This is a genomic window from Halomonas mongoliensis (assembly GCF_052496345.1).
The window spans coordinates 3,086,089-3,106,832 of sequence record NZ_CP199288.1 but is presented as its reverse complement, the minus strand read 5'-3'; the positions used below and the strand labels follow the sequence as shown (position 1 = coordinate 3,106,832).

Here is a 20,744-nt window from a genome sequence, read left to right as displayed (position 1 = left end):
GTTTGCCACCAAAGCCGTCCTGCGGCCCCCCTGCGGGCTGTGGCATCATCGGGCTTGACGCCTTTCCGCAACCCGAGCCCAAGCAAGGAGCCCGACGTGAGCCATATCATTACTCCCGATATCTGCGACGCCCACCCCGAAGTGCGCGTGCTGGACCCGCTGTTCGTGAACTTCGGCGGCCGCGAGTCCTTCTGCGGGCCGATCCGCACCGTGAAGTGCTTCGAGGACAACTCCCTGGTCAAGGAGGCGGTAGCCGAGCCCGGCGAGGGGGCGGTGCTGGTGGTGGACGCCGGAGGCTCGACGCGCTGCGCCATGCTGGGCGACATGCTGGCCGAGCAGGCCGCCGACAACGGCTGGAGCGGCGTCATCATGTACGGCTGTGTGCGCGACGTGGACGTGCTGGCAGAGACCGAGCTGGGCGTCCAGGCGCTGGGCGCCCACCCCCGCAAGAGCGAGAAGCGCGGCGAAGGCCAGCGGGATATCCCGGTGACCTTCGCCGGCGTGACACTCTCCCCGGGCGAGTGGCTCTACGCCGACAACAACGGCATCGTGGTGGCCAGCGAGCGCCTGCCGCTGGAGGGCTGACGCCCCCCTGAGGCGCCGGGCCCTTGCGGTCCGGCGCACCCGGGTGTCACCCTTGGCCCCATACTCCTGACACTGACGATGCCATGCTGGCTCTCGCACAGCTGAACCGGGACCTGCTGCGCACCCTGCGCGAGCACCTGCGCCCGCTGATCGCCTATCATCTCTTCTTCACCCTGCTGGCCTCGCTGCTGCTGCTGCCGGCGGTGGCCTGGACCCTGACCCACCTGCTGGCCCGCTTCGGCCGCACCGTCATCACCAACGCCGAGCTCATCGATATCCTGATGAGCGCGGGCGGGGCGCTGTGGCTGCTTGCCGCCGTGGGCCTCACCTTCCTGGTGCTCTACCTGCAGCAGGCCGGGATGATCCTGGTGGCGGCCCGCCCCCGGGACAACCATCTGCGCCTGGCCTTCGAGGCGCTCTGGTGGACCCTGCGCCGACTGCCCCAGCTCGCGGCCCTGGTCGTGGTTCAGGTGGGGGCGCACCTGCTGCTGCTGATTCCGGTGGCGCTCGCCATCGCCTGGCTCTACGGCACCTTCCTGGGTGGGCTCGACCCCTACTATGTGCAGCGGGTGCGCCCTCCCGCACTCTGGCAGTTCCTGGCCATCAGCCTGCCACTGGTGCTGGCCTGGGCGGCGATCGCCGCCACTCTCTACTTTCGCTGGATCCTGGCCCTGCCGCTGGTGGCCATGGAGGGCCTCTGGCCCCGCCCTGCCCTCAAGCGCAGCCACCGGCTCACCCACGGTCGCAAGGGCCCCATCGCCCTGGCAGTGGTGGGCCTGCTGCTGCTGATCATCGCCCTGCCCTTCCTGACCACCCTGCTCTTCGACCGCCTCTTCACCCCGCTGCTCTGGTGGCTGCCCGAACGCAATGCCGTCCTGATACCGGCGACCCTGGCCTATCTCACCGCCTATGTGCTGATCACCCTGGCCATCACCTTCGTCGGTATTGCCGCCAACGCCCTGCTCTCGGTCTGCCTCCTCCTGCGCCTGGCCCACCGCGAGCCGCGCCCGGCGCCGCCTCCCAAGGGGGCCCATCCGGGGCGCCTGGCCTGGGCCCTGGAGCTCGGGGTGATCGCCTTCGCCCTCTCCCAGGCGTGGCTGATCGTCAACAGCTTCGAGCTGCGCGACGAGGTCGCCATCATCGCCCACCGCGGCAGCTCCATGGCCGCCCCGGAGAACACCCTGGCCGCCGTGGAGCAGGCCATCCTGGATGGCAGCGACTACGTGGAGCTGGATGTGCGCCTCACCGCCGACGACGAGATCGTGCTGTTCCACGACCGCAGCCTCACCCGGCTGACCGGCGATCCGCGCGACCTCGGCGAGCTGACCCGGGAGGAGCTGGCCGGCTTCGACGTGGGCAGCTGGTTCGGCGACGCCTTCCAGGGGGAGCGGATACCGGGCCTCGACGAGGCCCTCGCGGCGGTGCGCGGCAGGAGCGCCCTGATGATCGACCTGAAGCCCGACCCCGGCCGGGAGCTGGCCCTGGCCGAAGGCGTGTTGGCAAGGCTGCACCGGGAAGCGCAGCTGAGGCGAGCCTGCCATGAAGAGGCCCCGGACCCCCAGGCGGCGGCGGCCTGCGGCGACCCCGACGTGATCGGCGAGACCCGACTGGCCACCATGTCACCGGCCCTGGCCCGAGAGATCAAGGCCCGGGAACCCGCGCTCAGAGTCACCCTGCTGGCCCAGCTGATCCTGCCCGGCACCCTGGACCGGCGCGGCTTCGATGCCCTGGGGCTGCGCCACAACCGCATCACCGAGAACGAGATCCGCCTGGCCCGGCGCTATGGCTACGAGGTCCACGCCTGGACCATCAACGACCGGGCGCGGATGTCTCAGCTGATCGATCTGGGCGTGGACGCCATCATCACCGACCGTCCCGCGCTGCTCGCCGAGCTGCTGGACGACCGCCGCGAACTCGGCGACGGCGCCCTGCTGCTGGTGAAGCTCAGGAACTGGCTGCGCTCCTGATGGCCAGAGGGGCTAGTCGCCCATTACCACCCCTTCCCGGCGCGGGTCGGCGCCGCCGAAGAAGCCCGTCTCGGTGCGCTGGATCGCCTGCAGGCCGCTGACCAGCTCGCGCTCGCTGGCGTCGTGGCCACGGGCGTTGAGCGCCTCCAGGGTCTCGGTCGGGAAGCGCCCCTCCTCCAGGAACACCGGCCCGCCCAGGGTGATGGCGTGGGGCAGGTCCAGCGCCTCCTGGGCATCCAGCCCCCAGTCGAGCATCGCCACCAGCGCCTTGGCAGTGTAGTGGATGATCGCCGCCCCGCCGGGTGAGCCCAGGCTCGCCACCAGCTCCCCGCTCTCGCGGTCGAACACCAGGGTCGGGCTCATGCTGGAGCGCGGCCGCTTGTTTGCCTCCACCCGGTTGGCGATGGGCTGGCCATCCTCATCCTGCGGGGTGAAGGAGAAGTCGGTGAGCTCGTTGTTGAGCAGGTAGCCGCCGGCAAGCCCGGTGCCGCCGTCGGCGAGAATCCGCGAGCCGAAGGCGGCCTCGATGGTGGTGGTCATGGCGATGGCGTTGCCATGCTCGTCGACGATGCTGATATGGCTGGTGCCGTACTCCGGCTGCTCGGGCTGGCTGGCCCAGGTCACGGCGAGCTCCCCGGGATTGCCGGGCGCTGCCCCGCCGCTGCCCAGGCTCTCCTCGCCGATCAGCGCGGCGCGCAGCGCCAGGTAGTCGGGCGCAAGCATCACCGACCAGTCCCCGCCCGGAGCCTCCACGAAGTCCGGGTCGCCGATGTAGCGGCCGCGGTCGGCGAAGGCCAGCCGCGAGGCCTCGAGGAACTGGTGCAGCCAGGGCTCGCTGGGCACGCCCTCCGCCACGGGCGTCTCCACCTCGGGCAGGTGCTCCAGGATGCCGAGGATCTGCATCACGGTGAGATGCCCCGATGAGGGCGGTGGGAAGCCGCAGACCTCGTAGGCCTGCCAGGCGGTGCAGATCGGGTCGCGCCGCTTCGCCGCGTAGCCGGCCAAATCCTCAGCGGTGATGGCGCCAGCGCGGCTGTGGTGGCCCTGCACCCGGGCCACCAGGTCCTCGGCGATGGGCCCCTCGTGGAGGGCGGCGCTGCCGTGCTCGGCGATCTCGCGCAGGATGGCGGCCAGGGCCGGGTTCTTCAGCCGGGTACCGGCCTCGAGGGGCTCGCCGTCCGGGTAGTAGAAGGCGCCGCCCAGGGGGTCGTCGCGCAGCGGCTGCTCGCTTGCGAGGCTGGTGGCCAGGCGCGGGCTCACCGCGAAGCCCTCCTCCGCCAGCCGGATCGCCGGGCCGAAGAGCTCCGCCCAGGGCAGCCGGCCGTGCTCGGCGTGGGCCAGCTCCAGCATGCGCACGGTGCCGGGCACCCCCACCGAGAGCCCGCTGGCGGCGGCCTCCATGAAGGGCAGCGGCTCGCCCTCCTCGTCGAGGAAGAGCTCACCGCTCACGGCGGCCGGCGCGGTCTCGCGGCCGTCATAGGCGGCCACCTCGTCACCGTCGTGGTGCATCAAAAAGGCGCCGCCGCCGATCCCGCTGGACTGGGGCTCCACCAGGGTCAGCACCATCTGCACCGCCACGGCGGCATCGATGGCACTCCCCCCCGCTTTCAGGACCTGGTAGCCGGCGTCGGTGGCCAGGGGGTTGGCGGCGGCCACGGCGAAGCGCTCCGTGGCCCAGCCGGGCTTCTCCTGGGTCTCGGAGGCGACCTCGGGGGCGATGGCCGGCAGGTCGTACTGGAAGGCCACCTCGGCTTGGGCGGCGAGCGGCAGGCCGAGCATCAGGGCGGCGGTCACCGGCACCAGCAGGCGGCGGCGGAAGGGAACGGCGGGCAGGGTCATGGACAGGCTCCTTGTCACATCGAATCAGCGGGAGTCTGTCAGCATAGACGAAAGACGCCCGGCCGACTGGAGGTCGACCGGGCGCCATGGCCCTCTGGCGTTGCGAGGGGCTTAGCCCAGGGTTTCACCGGCCAGCATGAACCAGGTCTCGAGCACCGCATCCGGGTTGAGGGAGACAGAGTCGATTCCCTGTTCCATCAGCCACTTGGCGAGGTCCGGGTGATCCGACGGGCCCTGGCCGCAGATGCCCACGTACTTGCCCTGGGCCCTGCAGGCCTGGATGGCCATGGCCAGCAGCTTCTTGACCGCCGGGTTACGCTCGTCGAAGAGATGGGCGACGATGCCCGAGTCGCGATCCAGCCCCAGGGTGAGCTGGGTCAGGTCGTTGGAGCCGATGGAGAAGCCGTCGAAGTGCTCGAGGAACTCGTCGGCCAGCAGGGCGTTGGCCGGCAGCTCGCACATCATGATCACCTTGAGGCCGTGCTCGCCGCGCTTGAGGCCGTTGGCGCCGAGCAGCTCGACCACCTGGCCCGCCTCCTCCGGGGTGCGCACGAAGGGCACCATGATCTCGACGTTGGTCAGGCCCATCTCCTCGCGAACCCGCTTCAGCGCCCGGCACTCCAGCTCGAAGCAGGGGCGGAAGGCCTCGGAGATGTAGCGGGCGGCGCCGCGGAAGCCGAGCATGGGATTCTCCTCGCCGGGCTCATAGAGCTTGCCGCCGATGAGGTTCTCGTACTCGTTGGACTTGAAGTCCGACAGGCGCACGATGACCCGCTCCGGATAGAAGGCCGCCGCCAGGGTGCTGATGCCCTCCACCAGCTTGTCGACGTAGAAGTCCACCGGGCTCGCGTAGCCGGCGGTGCGCAGGTCGATGGTCTGCTGCAGGTCGGCGGGCAGGCGGTCATAGTCGAGCAGCGCCTTGGGGTGCACGCCGATCATGCGGTTGATGATGAACTCCAGGCGCGCCAGGCCGACGCCGGCGCTGGGCAGGCTGGCGAAGCCGAAGGCGCGGTCGGGGTTGCCGACGTTCATCATGATCTTGAAGGGGATCTCGGGCATGGCATCGACGCTGGTCACGCTGCGATCGAAGGCCAGCAGCCCCTCGTAGACATGGCCGGTGTCGCCCTCGGCGCAGGAGACGGTCACATCGATCCCGTCGGCCAGCACCTCGGTGGCGTCGCCGCAGCCCACCACCGCCGGAATGCCGAGCTCACGGGCGATGATCGCCGCGTGGCAGGTACGCCCGCCGCGGTTGGTGACGATCGCCGAGGCCCGCTTCATGATCGGCTCCCAGTCGGGGTCGGTCATGTCGGTGACCAGGACATCGCCCTGCTTCACCTTGTCCATGTCCTCCGGCGAGAAGACCACCTTGACGGTGCCCTGGCCGATGCGCTGGCCGATGGCACGACCGGCGATCAGGTTGCGGCCCTTCTCCTTGAGCTGGAAGCGCTCCAGGGTGCCGCCCTCCTGCTGGGAGACCACGGTCTCGGGGCGGGCCTGGACGATATAGAGCTTGCCGTCGTCGCCATCCAGGGCCCACTCGATGTCCATGGGGCGCCGGTAGTGCTCCTCGATGGTGACCGCCTGGCGGGCCAGGGCCATCACCTGCTCATCGTTGATGCAGAAGCGGCCGCGCTCCTTGAGCGGCACGTCCACGGTCTCGACGGACTTGCCGGCGCTGGCCTCCTTGCCGTAGACCATCTTGATCAGCTTGGAGCCCAGGTTGCGGCGCAGCACCGCGGGGCGCCCGGCGGCCAGGGTCGGCTTGTGGACATAGAACTCGTCGGGGTTCACCGCCCCCTGCACCACGGTCTCGCCCAGGCCCCAGGAAGCGGTGACGAAGACCGCATCGCGGTAGCCGGACTCGGTGTCCAGGGTGAACATCACGCCGGAGGCGCCGGTCTCGGAGCGCACCATCTTCTGCACGCCGGCGGAGAGCGCCACGTTCTCGTGGGCGTAGCCGCGGTGTACCCGGTAGGAGATGGCGCGGTCGTTGAACAGCGAGGCGAACACCTCATGCACGGCGCGCTTGATGTTGTCGAAGCCCTCGATGTTGAGGAAGGTCTCCTGCTGGCCGGCGAAGGAGGCATCCGGCAGATCCTCGGCGGTGGCCGAGGAGCGCACCGCCACTTTGAGGTTGGGGTGCTGGGCGAGGAGCTGGTCGTAGGCGCTGCGCAGGTGCTGCTCGAAGGTGGGCGGCAGCGGGGTGTCGATGATCCACTGACGGATCTCGGCGCCGGTGCGGGCCAGGGCGGTGACATCGTCCACGTCCAGGGTGGCGAGTGCGGCGTTGATGCGCTCGTTGAGCCCTTCGTGGGAGAGGAATTCGCGGTAGGCGTGGGCGGTGGTCGCGAAACCACCGGGCACGGTCACCCCGGCACCCGCCAGGTTGGAGATCATCTCGCCGAGGGAGGCGTTCTTGCCCCCAACGCGCTCCACATCGTCCATGCCCAGCTCATCGAACCACAGAATATAATCGTCCACGGAACCCCCTTGGCTTTCGACGACAGGTGATCATGCCAGCGAGGCATGATGGGATGGTCGGCACTCTACCAAGAGCTGGCCATATTCGCCATTGGTCTAACAGCGAAGGCAATGGAGGATTTTTACAACAATGGGCCCTTTTCGGGCTTTTATGTAGTCGCCTAACAATATGTCCGATAAATGAGGCTTGTTAGCCGTCGTCGCGGCACCGACAATGGCCGGACTTTCACCACGAGACGTTGGCTACCACATGACCCGTACCGCCTTCTTCATCTCCGACGGCACCGGCATCACCGCCGAGAGCCTTGGGCGCAGCCTGCTGGCACAGTTCGAGAACGTCGAGATCCGCATGGTCACCAAGCCCTATATCGACTCTGTCGAGAAGGCCGAGAACCTGGTGGAGGTGATCAACGGCACCGCGGTGCACGATGGCGAGAAGCCGATCATCATCGACACCATCGTCGATACCCGCATCCGCGACGTGATCCGCCAGGCGGAAGGCTTCAAGATCGACATCTTCTCCACCTTCCTGGAGCCCCTGGAGCAGGAGCTGAGCACCCGCTCCAGCTACAGCGTCGGCCGCACCCACGCCATCGGCACCGATGAGGTCTATATGGACCGCATCCACTCGGTGCACTTCGCCCTGGACAACGACGACGGCGCCCGCACTCATCAGTACGACAAGGCCGATGTGATCCTGGTCGGGGTATCGCGCTGCGGCAAGACCCCCACCTCGCTCTACCTGGCGCTGCAGTTCGGCATCCGCGCCGCCAACTACCCCCTGACCGAGGACGACCTCGACGAGGACGGCACCCTCAAGCTGCCGAAGGCCCTGGCGCCCCACCGCCACAAGCTGTTCGGGCTGACCATCGACCCGCGCCGGCTGGCGGCGATCCGCCACGAGCGCCGGCCCAACAGCCGCTACAGCTCCATGGACCAGTGCATGCAGGAGGTCGAGCAGGCCGAGAGCCTCTATCGTCAGCTCCACGTCCCCTGCATCGATACCACCCGCTTCTCGGTGGAGGAGATCTCCACCCGGATGATCGCCGAGATGGGGCTGACCCGCCGCTTCTCGCCCCGCTAACGCACCACCCCGGCCCTTCTCAGCCGGGCGATATCGTCCGGCGACAGGCCCACCTCGGCCAGGATGGCATCGCTGTCCTGGCCGAGGCGCGGTGGCGCCACCGCGCTGGTGGCGGACTCGCCGTCGAAGCGCAGGGGGCTGGCCACCTGGGGCACCTCAAGCTCGCCCCGCCTGAGGGTGCGGCGCATCCCGCGGTGCAGCACCTGGGGATCGTCGAAGACCTCGGTCAGCGTGTTGATGGGCCCCGCGGGGATACCCCTGGCCTCCAGCTCGGCGAGCCACTCATCGCGGCCACGCGTCATCAGGATCGCCTGGATCAGCGGCACCAGCACCTCGCGGTTGCCGACCCTCGCCGCATTGGTGGCGTAGGCCGGGTCCTCGGCCCACTCGGGGTGGCCGAGCAGCCGAGCGAAGCGGGCAAACTGGGCGTCGTTGCCCACGGTAAGCACCAGGTGGCCATCGGCGCAGGCGAAGGCCTGGTAGGGGACGATATTGGGGTGGGCGTTGCCGTGGCGCTCGGGATTCTCCCCGCCGACCAGGGCGTTGAGGGCCTGGTTGGCCAGCGTCGCCACCTGGACATCGAGCAGGGCCACATCCACATGGCGACCGACCCCGGTGCGGCGGCGCTCCTGGAGCGCCGCCAGCACCCCCACGGTGGCGTAGAGCCCGGTCGTGACGTCGGTGATCGCCACCCCGGTCTTCATCGGCATGCCGTCCGGCTCGCCGCCGAGGCTCATCAGCCCGCCCATGGCCTGGATCATGAAGTCGTAGCCGGCGCGGTGGGCGTAGGGGCCGTCCTGGCCGAAGCCGGTGATGGAGCAGCCGATCAGGCGCGGATTAAGCGCCTGGAGGCTGGCGTAGTCGAGGCCGTACTTGGCAAGCCCGCCCACCTTGAAGTTCTCCAGCAGGATATCGGCGCCCTCGGCCAGCCGGCGCACCAGCGCCTGCCCCTCCTCGCTGGCGATATCCACGGCCAACGACTGCTTGCCGCGGTTGGCGCAGAGGTAGTAGGCGGCCACCTGCTCCAGGGAGTCCCCCTCGGCCAGCCAGGGCGGCCCCCAGCCACGGGTGTCGTCGCCTCGCTCGGGGTGTTCGACCTTGATCACCCGGGCGCCCAGGTCGGCGAGCAGCTGGCCGGCCCAGGGGCCCGCCAGCACCCGCGACATGTCGAGCACCGTGATGCCTTCCAGCGGTCCGCTCATCTTGGGCTCCCTGTTACCCGGTAAAGGCCTGGAGGCCGGTCTGGGCGCGACCGAGAATCAGGGCGTGGACGTCATGGGTGCCCTCGTAGGTGTTGACGGCCTCGAGGTTCATCACGTGGCGGATCACGTGGTACTCGTCGCTGATGCCGTTGCCGCCGTGCATGTCGCGGGCCACCCGGGCGATGTCCAGCGCCTTGCCGCAGTTGTTGCGCTTGATCAGCGAGATCGCCTCGGGCACCAGCTGGCCATCGTCGATCATGCGCCCCACGCGAAGCGCCGCCTGCAGGCCCAGGGCGATCTCGGTCTGCATGTCGGCCAGCTTCTTCTGGATCAGCTGATTGGCGGCCAGCGGGCGGCCGAACTGCTTGCGCTCCAGGGTGTAGTTGCGTGCCGCATGCCAGCACGCCTCGGCCGCGCCCATAGCGCCCCAGGCAATGCCGAAGCGGGCGCGGTTGAGACAGGAGAACGGGCCCTTGAGGCCGGTGACGTTGGGCAGGCGCGCCTCGTCGGAGACCTCCACGTCCTGCATGGCGATCTGGCCGGTGATGGAGGCGCGCAGGCTGAACTTGCCCTCGATCTTGGGCGCGGTGAGGCCCTTCATGCCCTTCTCGAGGATAAAGCCGTTGATCACCCCTTCGTCATCCTTGGCCCAGACCACGAAGACGTCGGCGATGGGCGAGTTGGTGATCCAGGTCTTGGTGCCGTTGAGGCGCCAGCCGCCGTCGGTGCGGGTGGCGCGGGTCGCCATGCCGCCCGGGTCGGAGCCGTGGTCTGGCTCGGTGAGGCCGAAGCAGCCGACCCATTCGCCGATGGCCAGCCTGGGCAGGTACTTCTCGCGCTGGGCCTCGCTGCCGAAGGCGTGGATGGGGTACATCACCAGGCTCGACTGCACGCTCATGGCGCTGCGATAGCCGGAGTCGACCCGCTCCACCTGCCGGGCGACCAGGCCGTAGCTGACGTAGTTGAGCCCGGCGCAGCCGTAGCCCTCGATGGTGGAGCCCAGCAGGCCGAGCTCGCCCATCTCGTTCATGATCTCGCGGTGGAAGATCTCGTGGCGGTTGGCCTCCAGCACCCGGGGCAGGAGCTTCTCCTGGCAGTAGTCGTGGGCGGTCTGGTGGACCATGCGCTCGTCTTCGGTGAGCTGGTCGACGAGGCGGAAGGGGTCTTCCCAGGTGACGGGGGTGATCTGGCTCATGGCGTAGGTTCCGTGGCGGCTCAAGGATTAATTTCTACATTTTTGATTAATGTAGACCAAAGGGGTCGATCTGCCAAGCATAAACCCAGGCTGCCAGGCATAAAAAAGGTCCCCCGAAGGGGACCAGGTGGAGCACGCCAGCTCACTCGTGGATCGCCGGGTGATTCAGCGATCATGCCTTTGCTATTGCGAAGAGCGGGCCAGAAGTCAGAAGACCGCTTTACTTACAAAAGGATAGGAGAACCCGCGGCCTCAGACAGGCATTCCAGCGAAGCCGCGGCGTGCGGCACTGCACCATCCGGGCGCCCCGCAGGCGCGAAATGCGCCATGGCGAGGCAGTATCAGGCGCCAGTCGACGGGGCCCGACTCCGACGAGTGACTCACAGTCGCTCCCTGTGGATGCGCCCGCCCTTCATGATCAGCCGCAGGTTGCGCTCCGGGTCGTTGAGGAAGTCGAGGTCGCGGCTCGGGTCGCCGTCGACCACCAGCAGGTCCGCCAGGGCGCCGGGCTCGATGCGCCCGAGGGTGCCGGGATAGGGGTTGCGCGGACCCGAGAGCGCGAGCAGCTCGCCGTTGCGCCCGGTGGCCATGGCCAGGGCCGTCAGGGGGTCGTAGAAGCGGGTGAGCTTGGCCAGGTGGCGCAGCTGGTTCGGCGTGTTCTGGGGGCTGAAGAGGATATCGGTGCCCCAGGCCGTCTTGACGTCGAAGCGCTGGGCCATCTCATAGGCGCGCACCGTGCCCTCGGCGACCCGGCGCTGGGACTCGCGGCGCGCGGCGTCGGGATAGACGTTGGCGTCCTCGTCCTGCAGGAAGGGCTGCAGGCTCCACCAGGCGCCCTCCCCGGCCATCATGCGCACGCTCTCCTCGTCGGCCAGCTGGCCATGCTCGATGGAGCGCACCCCCGCCCGCAGGGCGCGCTGGATTCCCCGCGGCGTGTAGACGTGCACCATCACATAGGTGCCCCAGTCTTCGGCGGCCTCCACCGCGGCGCGCAGCTCGCGCTCGGTAAACTGGGTGCTGTCCAGGGGATCGTAGGTGGAGGCTACGCCACCGCCGGCCATCAGCTTGATCTGGGAAGCGCCCAGCATCAGCTGCTCCCGGGTGCGGCGCAGCACCTCGGCCTCGCCGTCGGCGATCGCCGCCACCCCCTGGCGCTCCTGTTCGCTGAGCGGCGTGGCGCTGCCGCGGGGCACCTCGTGGCGCAGGCGGAAATCGCCGTGGCCCGACGTCTGGGAGATCATGGCGCCGGCGGGGAAGATCCTGGGACCGGCCACGATGCCCTCGTCGATGGCGCGCTTGAGCGCGAAGGAGGGCCCGCCCACGTCGCGCACGCTGGTCACCCCGCGCATCAGGGTGCGCTCCGCCTCCCGGGCCGCCACCAGATGCACGTAACCCACGTCGGCGGTCATCGCCGCCACCTGAGTGATGCCCGCCAGGGTGGTGTGCCAGTGGGCGTCGATCAGCCCCGGCATCAGCACCCGCCCGCCGCAGTCGATCACCTCGGCCCCTTCGGGGTCGGCGTCACCGGGCAGCAGCGCCGCGATGCGCCCCGCCTCCACCCGCACCGCCACATCGTCGCGCAGCGGCGCCCCGCTGCCGTCGAACAGACGCAGGCGGGTCAGCAGCAGCGGACCCTCGCGCTCCTTCGGCGCCTCCCCCACCGCGGAGGGGGCGTGCAGGCCGGCAAACAGCGCCATGACGGCGGCGGTTCCGCCCAGGAAGTGGCGGCGGCTGATCTCCGCCATCATGCGCGCGTGGAAGCGCTGCAGCAGCGGCGAGCCGCAGCAGCAGGCCCCGTGGGTGTGAAGCCCTGCGAGGTGGGTGGGTTGAAGCGGCTGAGGCATGGCGGTTTCCTTCGTCATGGCGTGGCGCGGCCGGTTGGCGTCCGCGCGGTCAGCGTTTGACACTAGCGCGCTCTTCTGGCGGCGGCCAGCCCCGTTCGCGGCCGATGCGCTTGATGCCGAAAGCTCGGTCGCGCATTCTGACGCTTTCCCGGATGGAGAGCAGCTCGTGACGCAACCCCGACTCGGCTTCATCGGCATCGGCCTGATGGGCGACCCCATGACCCGCCGGCTGCTGGAGGCCGGCTTCGATGTGACCGCCTGGAACCGAACCCCCGCCAAGGCCGAGGCGCTGGGCCAGGCCGGCGCCCGGGTGGCCGCCAGCGTCGGCGAGCTGGTGGCGAGCGTGGAGGTGGTGATGCTTTGCCTGGCCAATACCGCCGTGGTGGAGCAGGTGGTGTTCGGCGAGGGCGGCGTGGCGGCGCACGGACGCCCGGGCCAGACCCTGATCGACCTCTCCAGCAGCGACCCGGCGGCCACCCGCGACTTCGCCGCACGGCTCGAGGCGCAGTGCGGGATGGGCTGGATCGACTGCCCGGTCTCCGGCGGGGTGGCCGGCGCCGAGGCCGGCAGCCTGGTGATGATGGCCGGCGGCGAGGCGGACGCCATCGATGCCATCCGCCCGGCCCTCGCCCCCATGGCCGCGCGGGTCACCCACATGGGCCCGGTGGGCGCCGGCCAGGTCACCAAGGTGTGCAACCAGATGGTGGTGGGCTGCCAGGCCGCGGTGCTCGCCGAGATGGTAGCGCTGGCCGAGGCCAGCGGCGTGGCGGCCAGCCGGCTCGTCGAGGCGCTCTCCGGGGGCTTCGCGGACTCCAGGCCCTTCCAGATCCTCACCCCGCGCATGGCGGCGAACGACTTCGCCGACCCGCCCTGGCACCTGCGCACCCTGCTCAAGGACCTCGACCTGGCGGTGGCCCAGAGCCAGCGCAGCGGCAGCGCCACCCCCATGAGCGCCCTCGCCGCCCAGCTGATGCGCGCCCATTCCACCCGTGGCCACGCTGAGCAGGACCCGGCGATCCTGGTGGAGGCCTACCGCCCGACGCAGCGGGCGTGATTTGTCGCCATCGCCGCCCTTCCGTACACTTGTTCGAATATCCCCACTCCTGACGATCTGTCGAGGCACACACTCCATGGCGTTTGATTCCACTTCCACTTACGTGGCCACCGAGGCCCTGAAACAGGCGGTCAACGCCGCCGTGACCCTGGAGCGCCCGCTGCTGATCAAGGGCGAGCCGGGTACCGGCAAGACCCTGCTGGCCGAGGAGCTGGCGGCCTCTCTGGGCACGCGGCTGATCACCTGGCATATCAAGTCCTCCACCAAAGCCGCCCAGGGGCTCTACGAGTACGACGCGGTGAGCCGCCTGCGCGACTCCCAGCTGGGCGTCGAGGGCGTGGAGAACGTCGCCAACTACATCAAGCCCGGCAAGCTGTGGGAGGCCTTCACCGCCGACGAGCGCGTGGTGCTGCTGATCGACGAGATCGACAAGGCAGACATCGAGTTTCCCAACGACCTGCTCCACGAGCTGGATCGCATGGCGTTCCACGTCTACGAGACCGGCGAGACCGTGACCGCGCGCCACCGCCCGATCATCGTCATCACCTCCAACAACGAGAAGGAGCTGCCCGACGCCTTCCTGCGCCGCTGCTTCTTCCACTACATCGAGTTCCCCGACCGGGCGACCATGCAGGCCATCGTCGACGTGCACTTCCCCGACATCGCCCCGAAGCTGGTGGGCGAGGCGCTGGAGGTGTTCTTCGAGCTCAGGGAGGCGCCGGGCCTCAAGAAGAAGCCCTCCACCTCGGAGCTGGTGGACTGGCTGAAGCTTCTGATGGCAGACGAACTGGCCCGAGAGGCGCTCTACCAGCGCGACCCGGTGAAGGCGATACCGCCGCTGGCCGGCGCCCTCGTCAAGAACGAGCAGGACACCCAGCTGCTGGAGCGGCTGGCCTTCATGCTGCGTCGCCAGGGCAACCAGAGGCGCTAATCCATGTTTATCGGCCTGTTCGAGACCCTGAAGCGTGCCGGGGTGCCGGTGTCGCTGCGCGAGCTGCTTGATCTCCACGCCGCGGTGGAGCGCGGCGTGGTATTCGCCGACATGGAGGCCTTCTACCAGCTGGCGCGAACCGTGATGGTCAAGGACGAGCGCCACTTCGACCGCTTCGATCGCGCCTTCGCCGCCTGGTTCGAGGGGCTCGAGAACCTCGACGCCGCCATCGAGGCGCTGATCCCGGACGACTGGCTGCGCCGGGAGTTCGAGAAACAGCTCTCCGCGGAGGAGAAAGCACAGATCGAGTCCCTGGGCGGCCTCGAGAAGCTGATCGAGACCTTCAAGAAGCGCCTCGAGGAGCAGAAGGAGCGCCACGCCGGCGGCAACAAGTGGATCGGCACCGGCGGCACCAGCCCCTTCGGCGCCTACGGCTACAACCCCGAAGGCATCCGCATCGGCCAGGAGGGCTCCCGCCACCGCCGGGCGGTGAAGGTGTGGGACGAGCGGCGCTTCCGCGACTACGACGACTCCCTGGAGCTTGGCACGCGTAACATCAAGATGGCGCTGCGCAGGCTCAGGAAGTTCGCCCGTCAGGGGGCGGCGGAGGAGTTCGACATCGACGCCACCATCCGCGAGACCGCGCGGGACGCCGGCCTGCTCAACGTGCAGATGCGCCCGGAGCGCCACAACGCGGTAAAGGTGCTGCTGCTGCTCGACGTGGGCGGCTCCATGGACGACCACATCCGCACCTGCGAGGAGCTCTTCTCCGCGGCGCGCTCGGAGTTCAAGCACCTGGAGGCCTACTACTTCCACAACTGCCTCTACGAGGGGGTGTGGCGCAGCAACGCACAGAGCCAGTCGCGGCGCCACACCGAGCGCATCCCGACCATGGACGTGCTGCACACCTACGGCGAGGACTACCAGGTGGTGATCGTCGGCGATGCCGCCATGTCGCCCTACGAGATCACCCACCCCGGCGGCAGCGTCGAGCACTTCAACGACGAGGCCGGCGCGGTGTGGCTCAGGCGCCTGGTCGACACCTTCCCCCGCCTGGCCTGGCTCAACCCCATGCCGCGGCGCGCCTGGGAGTACACCCACTCCACCCAGCTGATCCGCCAGCTGATCGACGACCGTATGTACCCCATGACCCTCGAGGGGCTGGAGAGCGCCATGCGGGACCTGGCAAAGTAGCCGGACGGGTGCCCGGCGCCTTCAAGCGTCGTCGGTGCTCCTGCCAAGCCGGGCCTCGTCGTCGATGCCGGCCATGCGCACCAGGGCCAGCGCCTCGTCCAGACTCGCGACCTCCTCGACCCTCATCAGCTCGCTGTCCAGGCTCACCGCCTTGCCGGTCTTCTCGGAGAGCAGCCGCTCCAGGGAGGCGACGTCCATGCCCTCCTCCAGCCGCATGGCATCCACGCCGGCCGAAGTGTGCCCGCTGGGCAGGTAGATGGTGCCGTTGGAGAAATCGACCGCGTAGGCGACCACGCCGGGGACGATGAAGAAGAGCAGGCCGACGCCGTTGGCGATCGCCACCACCGGGTCGATGCGGCCGCTCACCTGGCCCTTGCGCTCGGGGTGGAAGACGGTACCGCAGCCCACCAGGGCGGTGACGGACACACCGAGGACCAGGCCGGTCAGGCCGCGACGCAGAGTGCTGGACATGGCAGTAATGGGCTCCAGGATCACGATGGGGTCGATGTCGCGGACAGGCACTGCCGAAGCCCGCGGCACTGGGCATAATCACGGGAGTCTACCACAGCCCCCACCTGCACCAACGTCGACTTCAGTGTGGCGTGAGGCTTGGCCGCCCTCACCTGCCTGGTCCCTGCGGCTGCCAAGCCGATAGCCCTTGCCCTGCGCCAATCGCGACACTCAGCGCCACAGGCCCGAGACGACCCAGACGATCACACCGACGTAGCCCCCGACGCCAATGACGGTGCAGATCAGCGGCCAGTAGAGCTCCCACCAGCCAATCGGGCCGTTGTCGCGCCAGGTCAGCACATAGGAATCATCCACCTCCACCGGGTTCTCCCGCTCCACTTCCTCAGGCCACTGCGGCACCTTGCTGGTCCACATCGCAAACATCCGGCCAATGGTATTCAGGCCCAGGAAAGGAGCAAACACCAACTGCAGATAGGGCCAGTGAGCGCCCAGCATGAAGCTACGTACAATGCTCCATCGCCAGCCCTCCTTGCGCCCATCCACCGGCACAAGATACCCGGCGTCGTCCTTGAGATAGCGCCAGGTGCGCTCTACGCCATCTTCAGCCTCCATATAGGGCTGCAGGAAGGCCCAGAACTTGTCGATTGAATCAGCGTTGCCCAACGGTGAGGGATATCCCAGTGAAAACGACTCGCGCACCGTTTCTCCATCAGCATCGAGAACATGGGCGCGCAGGTCATAGGTAGTACCAGACAGCGGGCTTTTCTCCTTTCCCAATGTCAGGAACAGTGAGTCCCATGGCACCGTCAGTACGCTGCCGTCCTGACGGAAGACGTGCACCTGACGCGTCCTGCGATTCAGACGCATGGGATAGTGGGTCCAACGACCGCATTCGGTTCGTATCAGCCACCAGCCACCCCAAATCATTGCCAGGAAAAGTGGTGTCAAAAAGCTTAATCCAATCCAGTCGACCATTTCCAAGGGTGCAGTGCGGCCAGAAAAAAAGAGGGCAATATATATACCCGCACACCCCCCGATGGAAAGCAGAACAACCAAGGCCCCAACCCAAGTATTGAACCCCTTGATCGAATACCAGCGATCCACCAGATCAATATAGTTGCTGTTAAATCCAATCACCGACAAAAAATCCATCGGCGGCGCGCTGCGCGCCTTCTTCTGCTGATAACGTACCGCGCGCTCGGCCTCGGTCAGCGGGCGATCCACGGGAAAGCGAATATTGCGGTAATCCAGTCCAGCGTAATCCATGTATCAGCCTTTCATCTCATTAAGGGCAAGCTCGAGTTCATGCACTTCCAATTCAGGATTCTGGTAGCGCTCGTCTTCCTCAAACTTCCCGAAATAGCAGCACTCCAGCCAATCCTTAACCTTGTTATCCTTGAATATCTCGATCAAGACGGCAATAACGATGACCAGCACTACCAAAACGATACCCACGCCGGTAGAGGCAGCACCAAAAATCATTGCACCTAGCTTTGTAAATGCCACAGTAGCAATCAACATCGACCCCATACTTGCAAAGTAGAGCCACCCTACTGCATTACCTTCCTTCAACTCCTTCCACCCCCTAACACCATCCCATATGGCCATCACACCTCCCACGCCGATGCCCAAACCCCTGCCAGCAAAGCGCAAGAAGCGACCGAGATAACGTTCGATAAATCGCCCCAGTCGACTGCCTGCCTGAGAGGCACTTTCCGACCATCTGCCCACTGTCTCTGACAGCACTCCCACCAAACCCGCGATGCCGGCATGATACCGCCAGCGGTTTTCGTTCTTCTCGTGTTCCAAGCTATTGGCCAGGTCATCGGCCAGCTTGCCCAGCGCGATGATCTGCAGTATGCCGGCTACCACGCCCAATCCTGCCTCGGTGGGCAGAAGCTGACGCCAGCGCAAACGTGTCATTTCCTTACGATCCTCCGAGGTCAGGATCACGGCCTTGGCAAAGCGGCGGGCATTGCCCTGGTCATCCTTCCCGGGAAAATCTCCAACGACCCTGGGATCGGCCATGATCAGGTAGCGGTGCCGGCCGGTACCTTCGACGGGGGTGCCAAAGATGCGCGCCTTGCGCATCTGTATATCGATCGCCCGGTTCAGATCGTCCAGTGTTCCCACTTCGGGATTGATTGCCACCATACGAGCGACCAGCTCTGCAATCGCTTGCCCTTTGCCCATCGTCACATCTACCAGCATCACTGGCGCACGGGCAATGACGCCCATTGCCACCAATGCCGGTCCTACAACCCGATCGACCGCGCTAGCGGCCACCTTACCGAAGGGGCCGCCCACTGCTGATGTCAGCCGCACCACTGCGTTCTGGCTTCCATCACTGAGTGCATCAAGCGTCTCGCCGTAGCCGGTTATCAGGGCATCCCACGGGAGGCCACGCAACGCTTCCGGCTGTAGGCCACCCCGCACTTGCCCTTCCCACTGTTTCAGTATTAGCTCCTGGTTGTAACCCAGGGCTCTCAGCAACAGGTTGCGCCGCTCAACGGCCGTCGCGGAGAGCCAGCGCTCGTAAAGCGCTGCGCAAGGGGCATACTCCTGAGTGTCCTGAATGCATAGCAGCAGCGTATCGACAAAGGCCGCACCGGAGTCGGGATTCAGGTCATCATGCTGGGCGTCCAGCTGTTCATAGAGACTATCGCCCTGCATCCACTGCACATGTGCATTAGCCAGCGGCGCCAGCTGCTCTGTGTCAAACGCCTGCATTTCTTTTTGCCAAGTACTCTCCCAAGACTCCAGCCTCGGCTTGTCGAGCTTGCTGCTGTAATCGCTCCAGGCAGAGTCTCGGGCAGCTGCAAGTTGCTCGGGGGTGGGATCGCGCCAGCGCTCCAACATCTCCTGCTGCCGTTCACGTACTCTGGTGCTTAATGCTCCTGCTAGCGCTGCCCCGCCAGCCCCATGGCCTCCTCCATAAACCAACTGATAGGCCCTGCGTTCGGTGCGATAGATCTGCCGGTTCTCGGCGTCATCACGAATACTCTGGCGGATATTGGCTATGGCCGAGGAGATCGCCAACGGTCGCGCGTGGGCAGGGTCGGCCATCTTCTCGTGCAGTCTCACTCCCATCAGCACCGCCAGATCGGCGGCGATACCCACCGGGTCCTCCAGCGCCACCATCACCGGTGGCGTGTCGAGCGGTTCGGCCTGGGCATTGGCCCATCGCTGCAGCCCCTCGGCCTGCCACCCTCCGATCCCATTCATGGGCGCCAGGCTATGGCCGAAGGGAGTCGACGTTGCAGCGCCGTTTTCCTCGCAGGCGACAAACTGCAGCATGGGATTGGGCAATTGCCAGGGATAGCCGGCTTCGGCCACGCGCTCCTCGAGCTCGCCAAGCGGGGCGGCATGCTCGGCGCTACCGCCACGCCACTCGACCAGCGAGAGTTTTCGCATGTGGTCCCGCCGCCGCAGGCCGCCGTCGCCCACCTCGGCGTTGGTGGCGTGCTCGTGCCAAACGCGTTTGGTCCAGGCGGTATCGGAGAAGGCCAGGTAGATATCCCCGGCCTCATCGGCATTGGGAATGGTGATGCAGCGTCCCGGGTAGTGATGGTCCGGGTTGAGCGTGCAGCTGAACTCCTCTTCCCGGGGCGGCGGTTGCAGCAGGGCATCGATCCCGCCCTGAACCTGCTGCGGGTCCATCGCCGCCAGGACGTCATGCCGGACCTCCGTGACATAGGGAAACAGGTAGCCCCGCTCCGTCACCACGTAGCCGGACCAGCTGCCGCGCAGTTCGTTGAAGACATACAGATAGCCACCCCGCAGCAGCCGCAGGGTGTAGGTCTGCCCTTCCGGCAGGGTGATATCGGCCACGCCGGCGCCGAAGGGCGCGCTCAGCGGCGGCCCGACCGGCTCGCCACTCTCGCTATCGGTGCGGGTGATGGCATAGCGCAGGGGCAGGATCGGCAATCCCCCCTTCTGGCAATAGGGGCATGCCGCGATGGATTGCTGTTGGGTCGCGTCGCTCATCGAGCCTCCTTGCGTCTGTCCTGGCCATCCAGCTCGGCGGCCATGCTGGCCATCCTGGCCTGATCGAGATCGGCGCAGGCCGCCCGGTAAGAGCTGCCCTGTTCACGAACGCGGGCGAGACGGGCCTGGAGCTCTGGATGGATGTGAATCTGTGGGTGAAACCGTACCGCCTGCTCGGCGTAGTGCTGGCGATCCTCCTCGTCGGGTAGTCGCTGACGCTCCGCCCGTTCCAGCAGGGCATCGACCCACCGCCACAGGGCCTCGTCCTGTTCTCGGGCCGGCTCCATGAGCGCCAGGGCGTCCAGGGTACGGTTGAGCAAGGCCAGCCGATCGATGCGGGCCCATTGCGCTCGGCTGAGCAGCAGATGGAGCACGCCAGGCGTCTCATCCGAGTGGTGCCGCTGGCAGTGCCAGTGGCCCTGCGTATCCGGCCAGCACCAGGCGTCGATCGGCCCTAGCAGGCGGTCCCTCTGTTCGGCCTCCAGCTGCCAGCACAGGTGACGAAAGACGTGGGGGTCGTAGAACCGCAGCCACCAGCGCCGCTTGTCCCCCGCGCGGCGCTGTTCCAGGTGGCGCTTGAAATGCTGGGCGACCCGTGCCGCGGGAGCGCGGCTTTCCAGCAAGGCGCAGAAGAACGCCACGCCACGCCGCTGGTGCTGCTCGATGCGCTCGGCCAGTGCCGCCCGAGCCTCGGCCGACAGCGCCTCCAGATGGATGAGCTGCGGCAACAGATGCGGTCGGGCATTGACGCTCGGGGTAACCAGCGACTCCCCGGGCAGGTCGGCCCAGGCGGCGATGTCCACCGTCAGCGGATTGAGCAGCGCGTAGGAGTGCGTCTGCAGCCACGCCAGCGGCAGCGCATCGGCCCTCTCGATATCGGCTGGCTCCCGAACCTCTTGCATCCTGC

The 20,744-nt window shown here is 67.4% G+C and carries 15 protein-coding genes; 6 read left to right on the top strand and 9 right to left on the bottom strand.

The features are described 5' to 3' along the window. Nucleotides 1-96 precede the first annotated feature (96 nt). Complete coding sequence (gene rraA, locus ACRYRV_RS14610; RefSeq protein ID WP_253443442.1) at nt 97-585, top strand: ribonuclease E activity regulator RraA; 489 nt, start codon at nt 97-99, stop codon at nt 583-585. An 83-nt stretch (nt 586-668) separates the two neighbouring features. Next, on the top strand, nt 669-2,552 hold the full coding sequence (locus ACRYRV_RS14605) for a glycerophosphodiester phosphodiesterase family protein (protein WP_444984654.1): 1,884 nt from the start codon (nt 669-671) through the stop codon (nt 2,550-2,552). Between the two features lie 12 nt (nt 2,553-2,564). On the opposite strand, the gene ggt is transcribed toward ACRYRV_RS14605, so the two are convergent. Both ggt and ppsA read right to left on the bottom strand, forming a co-directional pair. Next, complete coding sequence (ggt, locus tag ACRYRV_RS14600) at nt 2,565-4,391, bottom strand: gamma-glutamyltransferase (protein ID WP_444984655.1); 1,827 nt, start codon at nt 4,389-4,391, stop codon at nt 2,565-2,567. A 111-nt stretch (nt 4,392-4,502) separates the two neighbouring features. Further along, on the bottom strand, nt 4,503-6,875 hold the full coding sequence (gene ppsA / locus ACRYRV_RS14595; RefSeq protein ID WP_444984656.1) for a phosphoenolpyruvate synthase: 2,373 nt from the start codon (nt 6,873-6,875) through the stop codon (nt 4,503-4,505). Between the two features lie 250 nt (nt 6,876-7,125). Here ppsA and ppsR point away from each other — a divergent pair, with 250 nt between their 5' ends. Continuing rightward, complete coding sequence (ppsR, locus tag ACRYRV_RS14590) at nt 7,126-7,959, top strand: posphoenolpyruvate synthetase regulatory kinase/phosphorylase PpsR (RefSeq protein WP_299316728.1); 834 nt, start codon at nt 7,126-7,128, stop codon at nt 7,957-7,959. On the opposite strand, the gene ACRYRV_RS14585 is transcribed toward ppsR, so the two are convergent. From ACRYRV_RS14585 to ACRYRV_RS14575, 3 genes are all read right to left on the bottom strand, one after another. Then, the gene (locus ACRYRV_RS14585) at nt 7,956-9,161 is read right to left on the bottom strand and encodes a CaiB/BaiF CoA transferase family protein (RefSeq protein ID WP_444984658.1); all 1,206 of its coding nucleotides are present in this window, start codon (nt 9,159-9,161) and stop codon (nt 7,956-7,958) included. The two genes, ppsR and ACRYRV_RS14585, sit on opposite strands and share 4 nt — an antisense overlap. A 13-nt stretch (nt 9,162-9,174) precedes the next feature. Continuing rightward, nucleotides 9,175-10,356, bottom strand: coding sequence for an acyl-CoA dehydrogenase (locus ACRYRV_RS14580; RefSeq protein ID WP_444984659.1), 1,182 nt, complete (start codon nt 10,354-10,356; stop codon nt 9,175-9,177). 380 nt (nt 10,357-10,736) lie between these two features. Continuing rightward, nucleotides 10,737-12,200, bottom strand: coding sequence for an amidohydrolase family protein (locus ACRYRV_RS14575; RefSeq protein WP_444984660.1), 1,464 nt, complete (start codon nt 12,198-12,200; stop codon nt 10,737-10,739). Between the two features lie 166 nt (nt 12,201-12,366). Here ACRYRV_RS14575 and ACRYRV_RS14570 point away from each other — a divergent pair, with 166 nt between their 5' ends. The 3 genes from ACRYRV_RS14570 (at nt 12,367) to ACRYRV_RS14560 (ending at nt 15,379) form a co-directional block, all read left to right on the top strand. Further along, the gene (locus ACRYRV_RS14570) at nt 12,367-13,254 is read left to right on the top strand and encodes an NAD(P)-dependent oxidoreductase (protein WP_444984661.1); all 888 of its coding nucleotides are present in this window, start codon (nt 12,367-12,369) and stop codon (nt 13,252-13,254) included. Between the two features lie 76 nt (nt 13,255-13,330). Further along, complete coding sequence (locus tag ACRYRV_RS14565) at nt 13,331-14,185, top strand: AAA family ATPase (protein ID WP_444984662.1); 855 nt, start codon at nt 13,331-13,333, stop codon at nt 14,183-14,185. A gap of 3 nt (nt 14,186-14,188) precedes the next feature. Then, entirely contained in the window at nt 14,189-15,379 is a 1,191-nt protein-coding gene (locus ACRYRV_RS14560; protein ID WP_253443462.1) for a vWA domain-containing protein, read from the top strand. A gap of 21 nt (nt 15,380-15,400) precedes the next feature. On the opposite strand, the gene ACRYRV_RS14555 is transcribed toward ACRYRV_RS14560, so the two are convergent. The 4 genes from ACRYRV_RS14555 to ACRYRV_RS14540 all read right to left on the bottom strand — a co-directional run bounded on the left by ACRYRV_RS14555 (nt 15,401) and on the right by ACRYRV_RS14540 (nt 20,739). Next, entirely contained in the window at nt 15,401-15,850 is a 450-nt protein-coding gene (locus ACRYRV_RS14555) for a hypothetical protein (RefSeq protein ID WP_444984663.1), read from the bottom strand. A 210-nt stretch (nt 15,851-16,060) separates the two neighbouring features. Then, on the bottom strand, nt 16,061-17,116 hold the full coding sequence (locus ACRYRV_RS14550) for a DUF6708 domain-containing protein (protein WP_444984665.1): 1,056 nt from the start codon (nt 17,114-17,116) through the stop codon (nt 16,061-16,063). A 3-nt stretch (nt 17,117-17,119) separates the two neighbouring features. Continuing rightward, on the bottom strand, nt 17,120-19,837 hold the full coding sequence (locus tag ACRYRV_RS14545; protein ID WP_445005902.1) for a T6SS effector BTH_I2691 family protein: 2,718 nt from the start codon (nt 19,835-19,837) through the stop codon (nt 17,120-17,122). Further along, complete coding sequence (locus ACRYRV_RS14540; RefSeq protein WP_444984668.1) at nt 19,834-20,739, bottom strand: DUF4123 domain-containing protein; 906 nt, start codon at nt 20,737-20,739, stop codon at nt 19,834-19,836. Before ACRYRV_RS14540 ends, ACRYRV_RS14545 begins: the two co-directional genes overlap by 4 nt. Between the last annotated feature and the right edge of the window lie 5 nt (nt 20,740-20,744).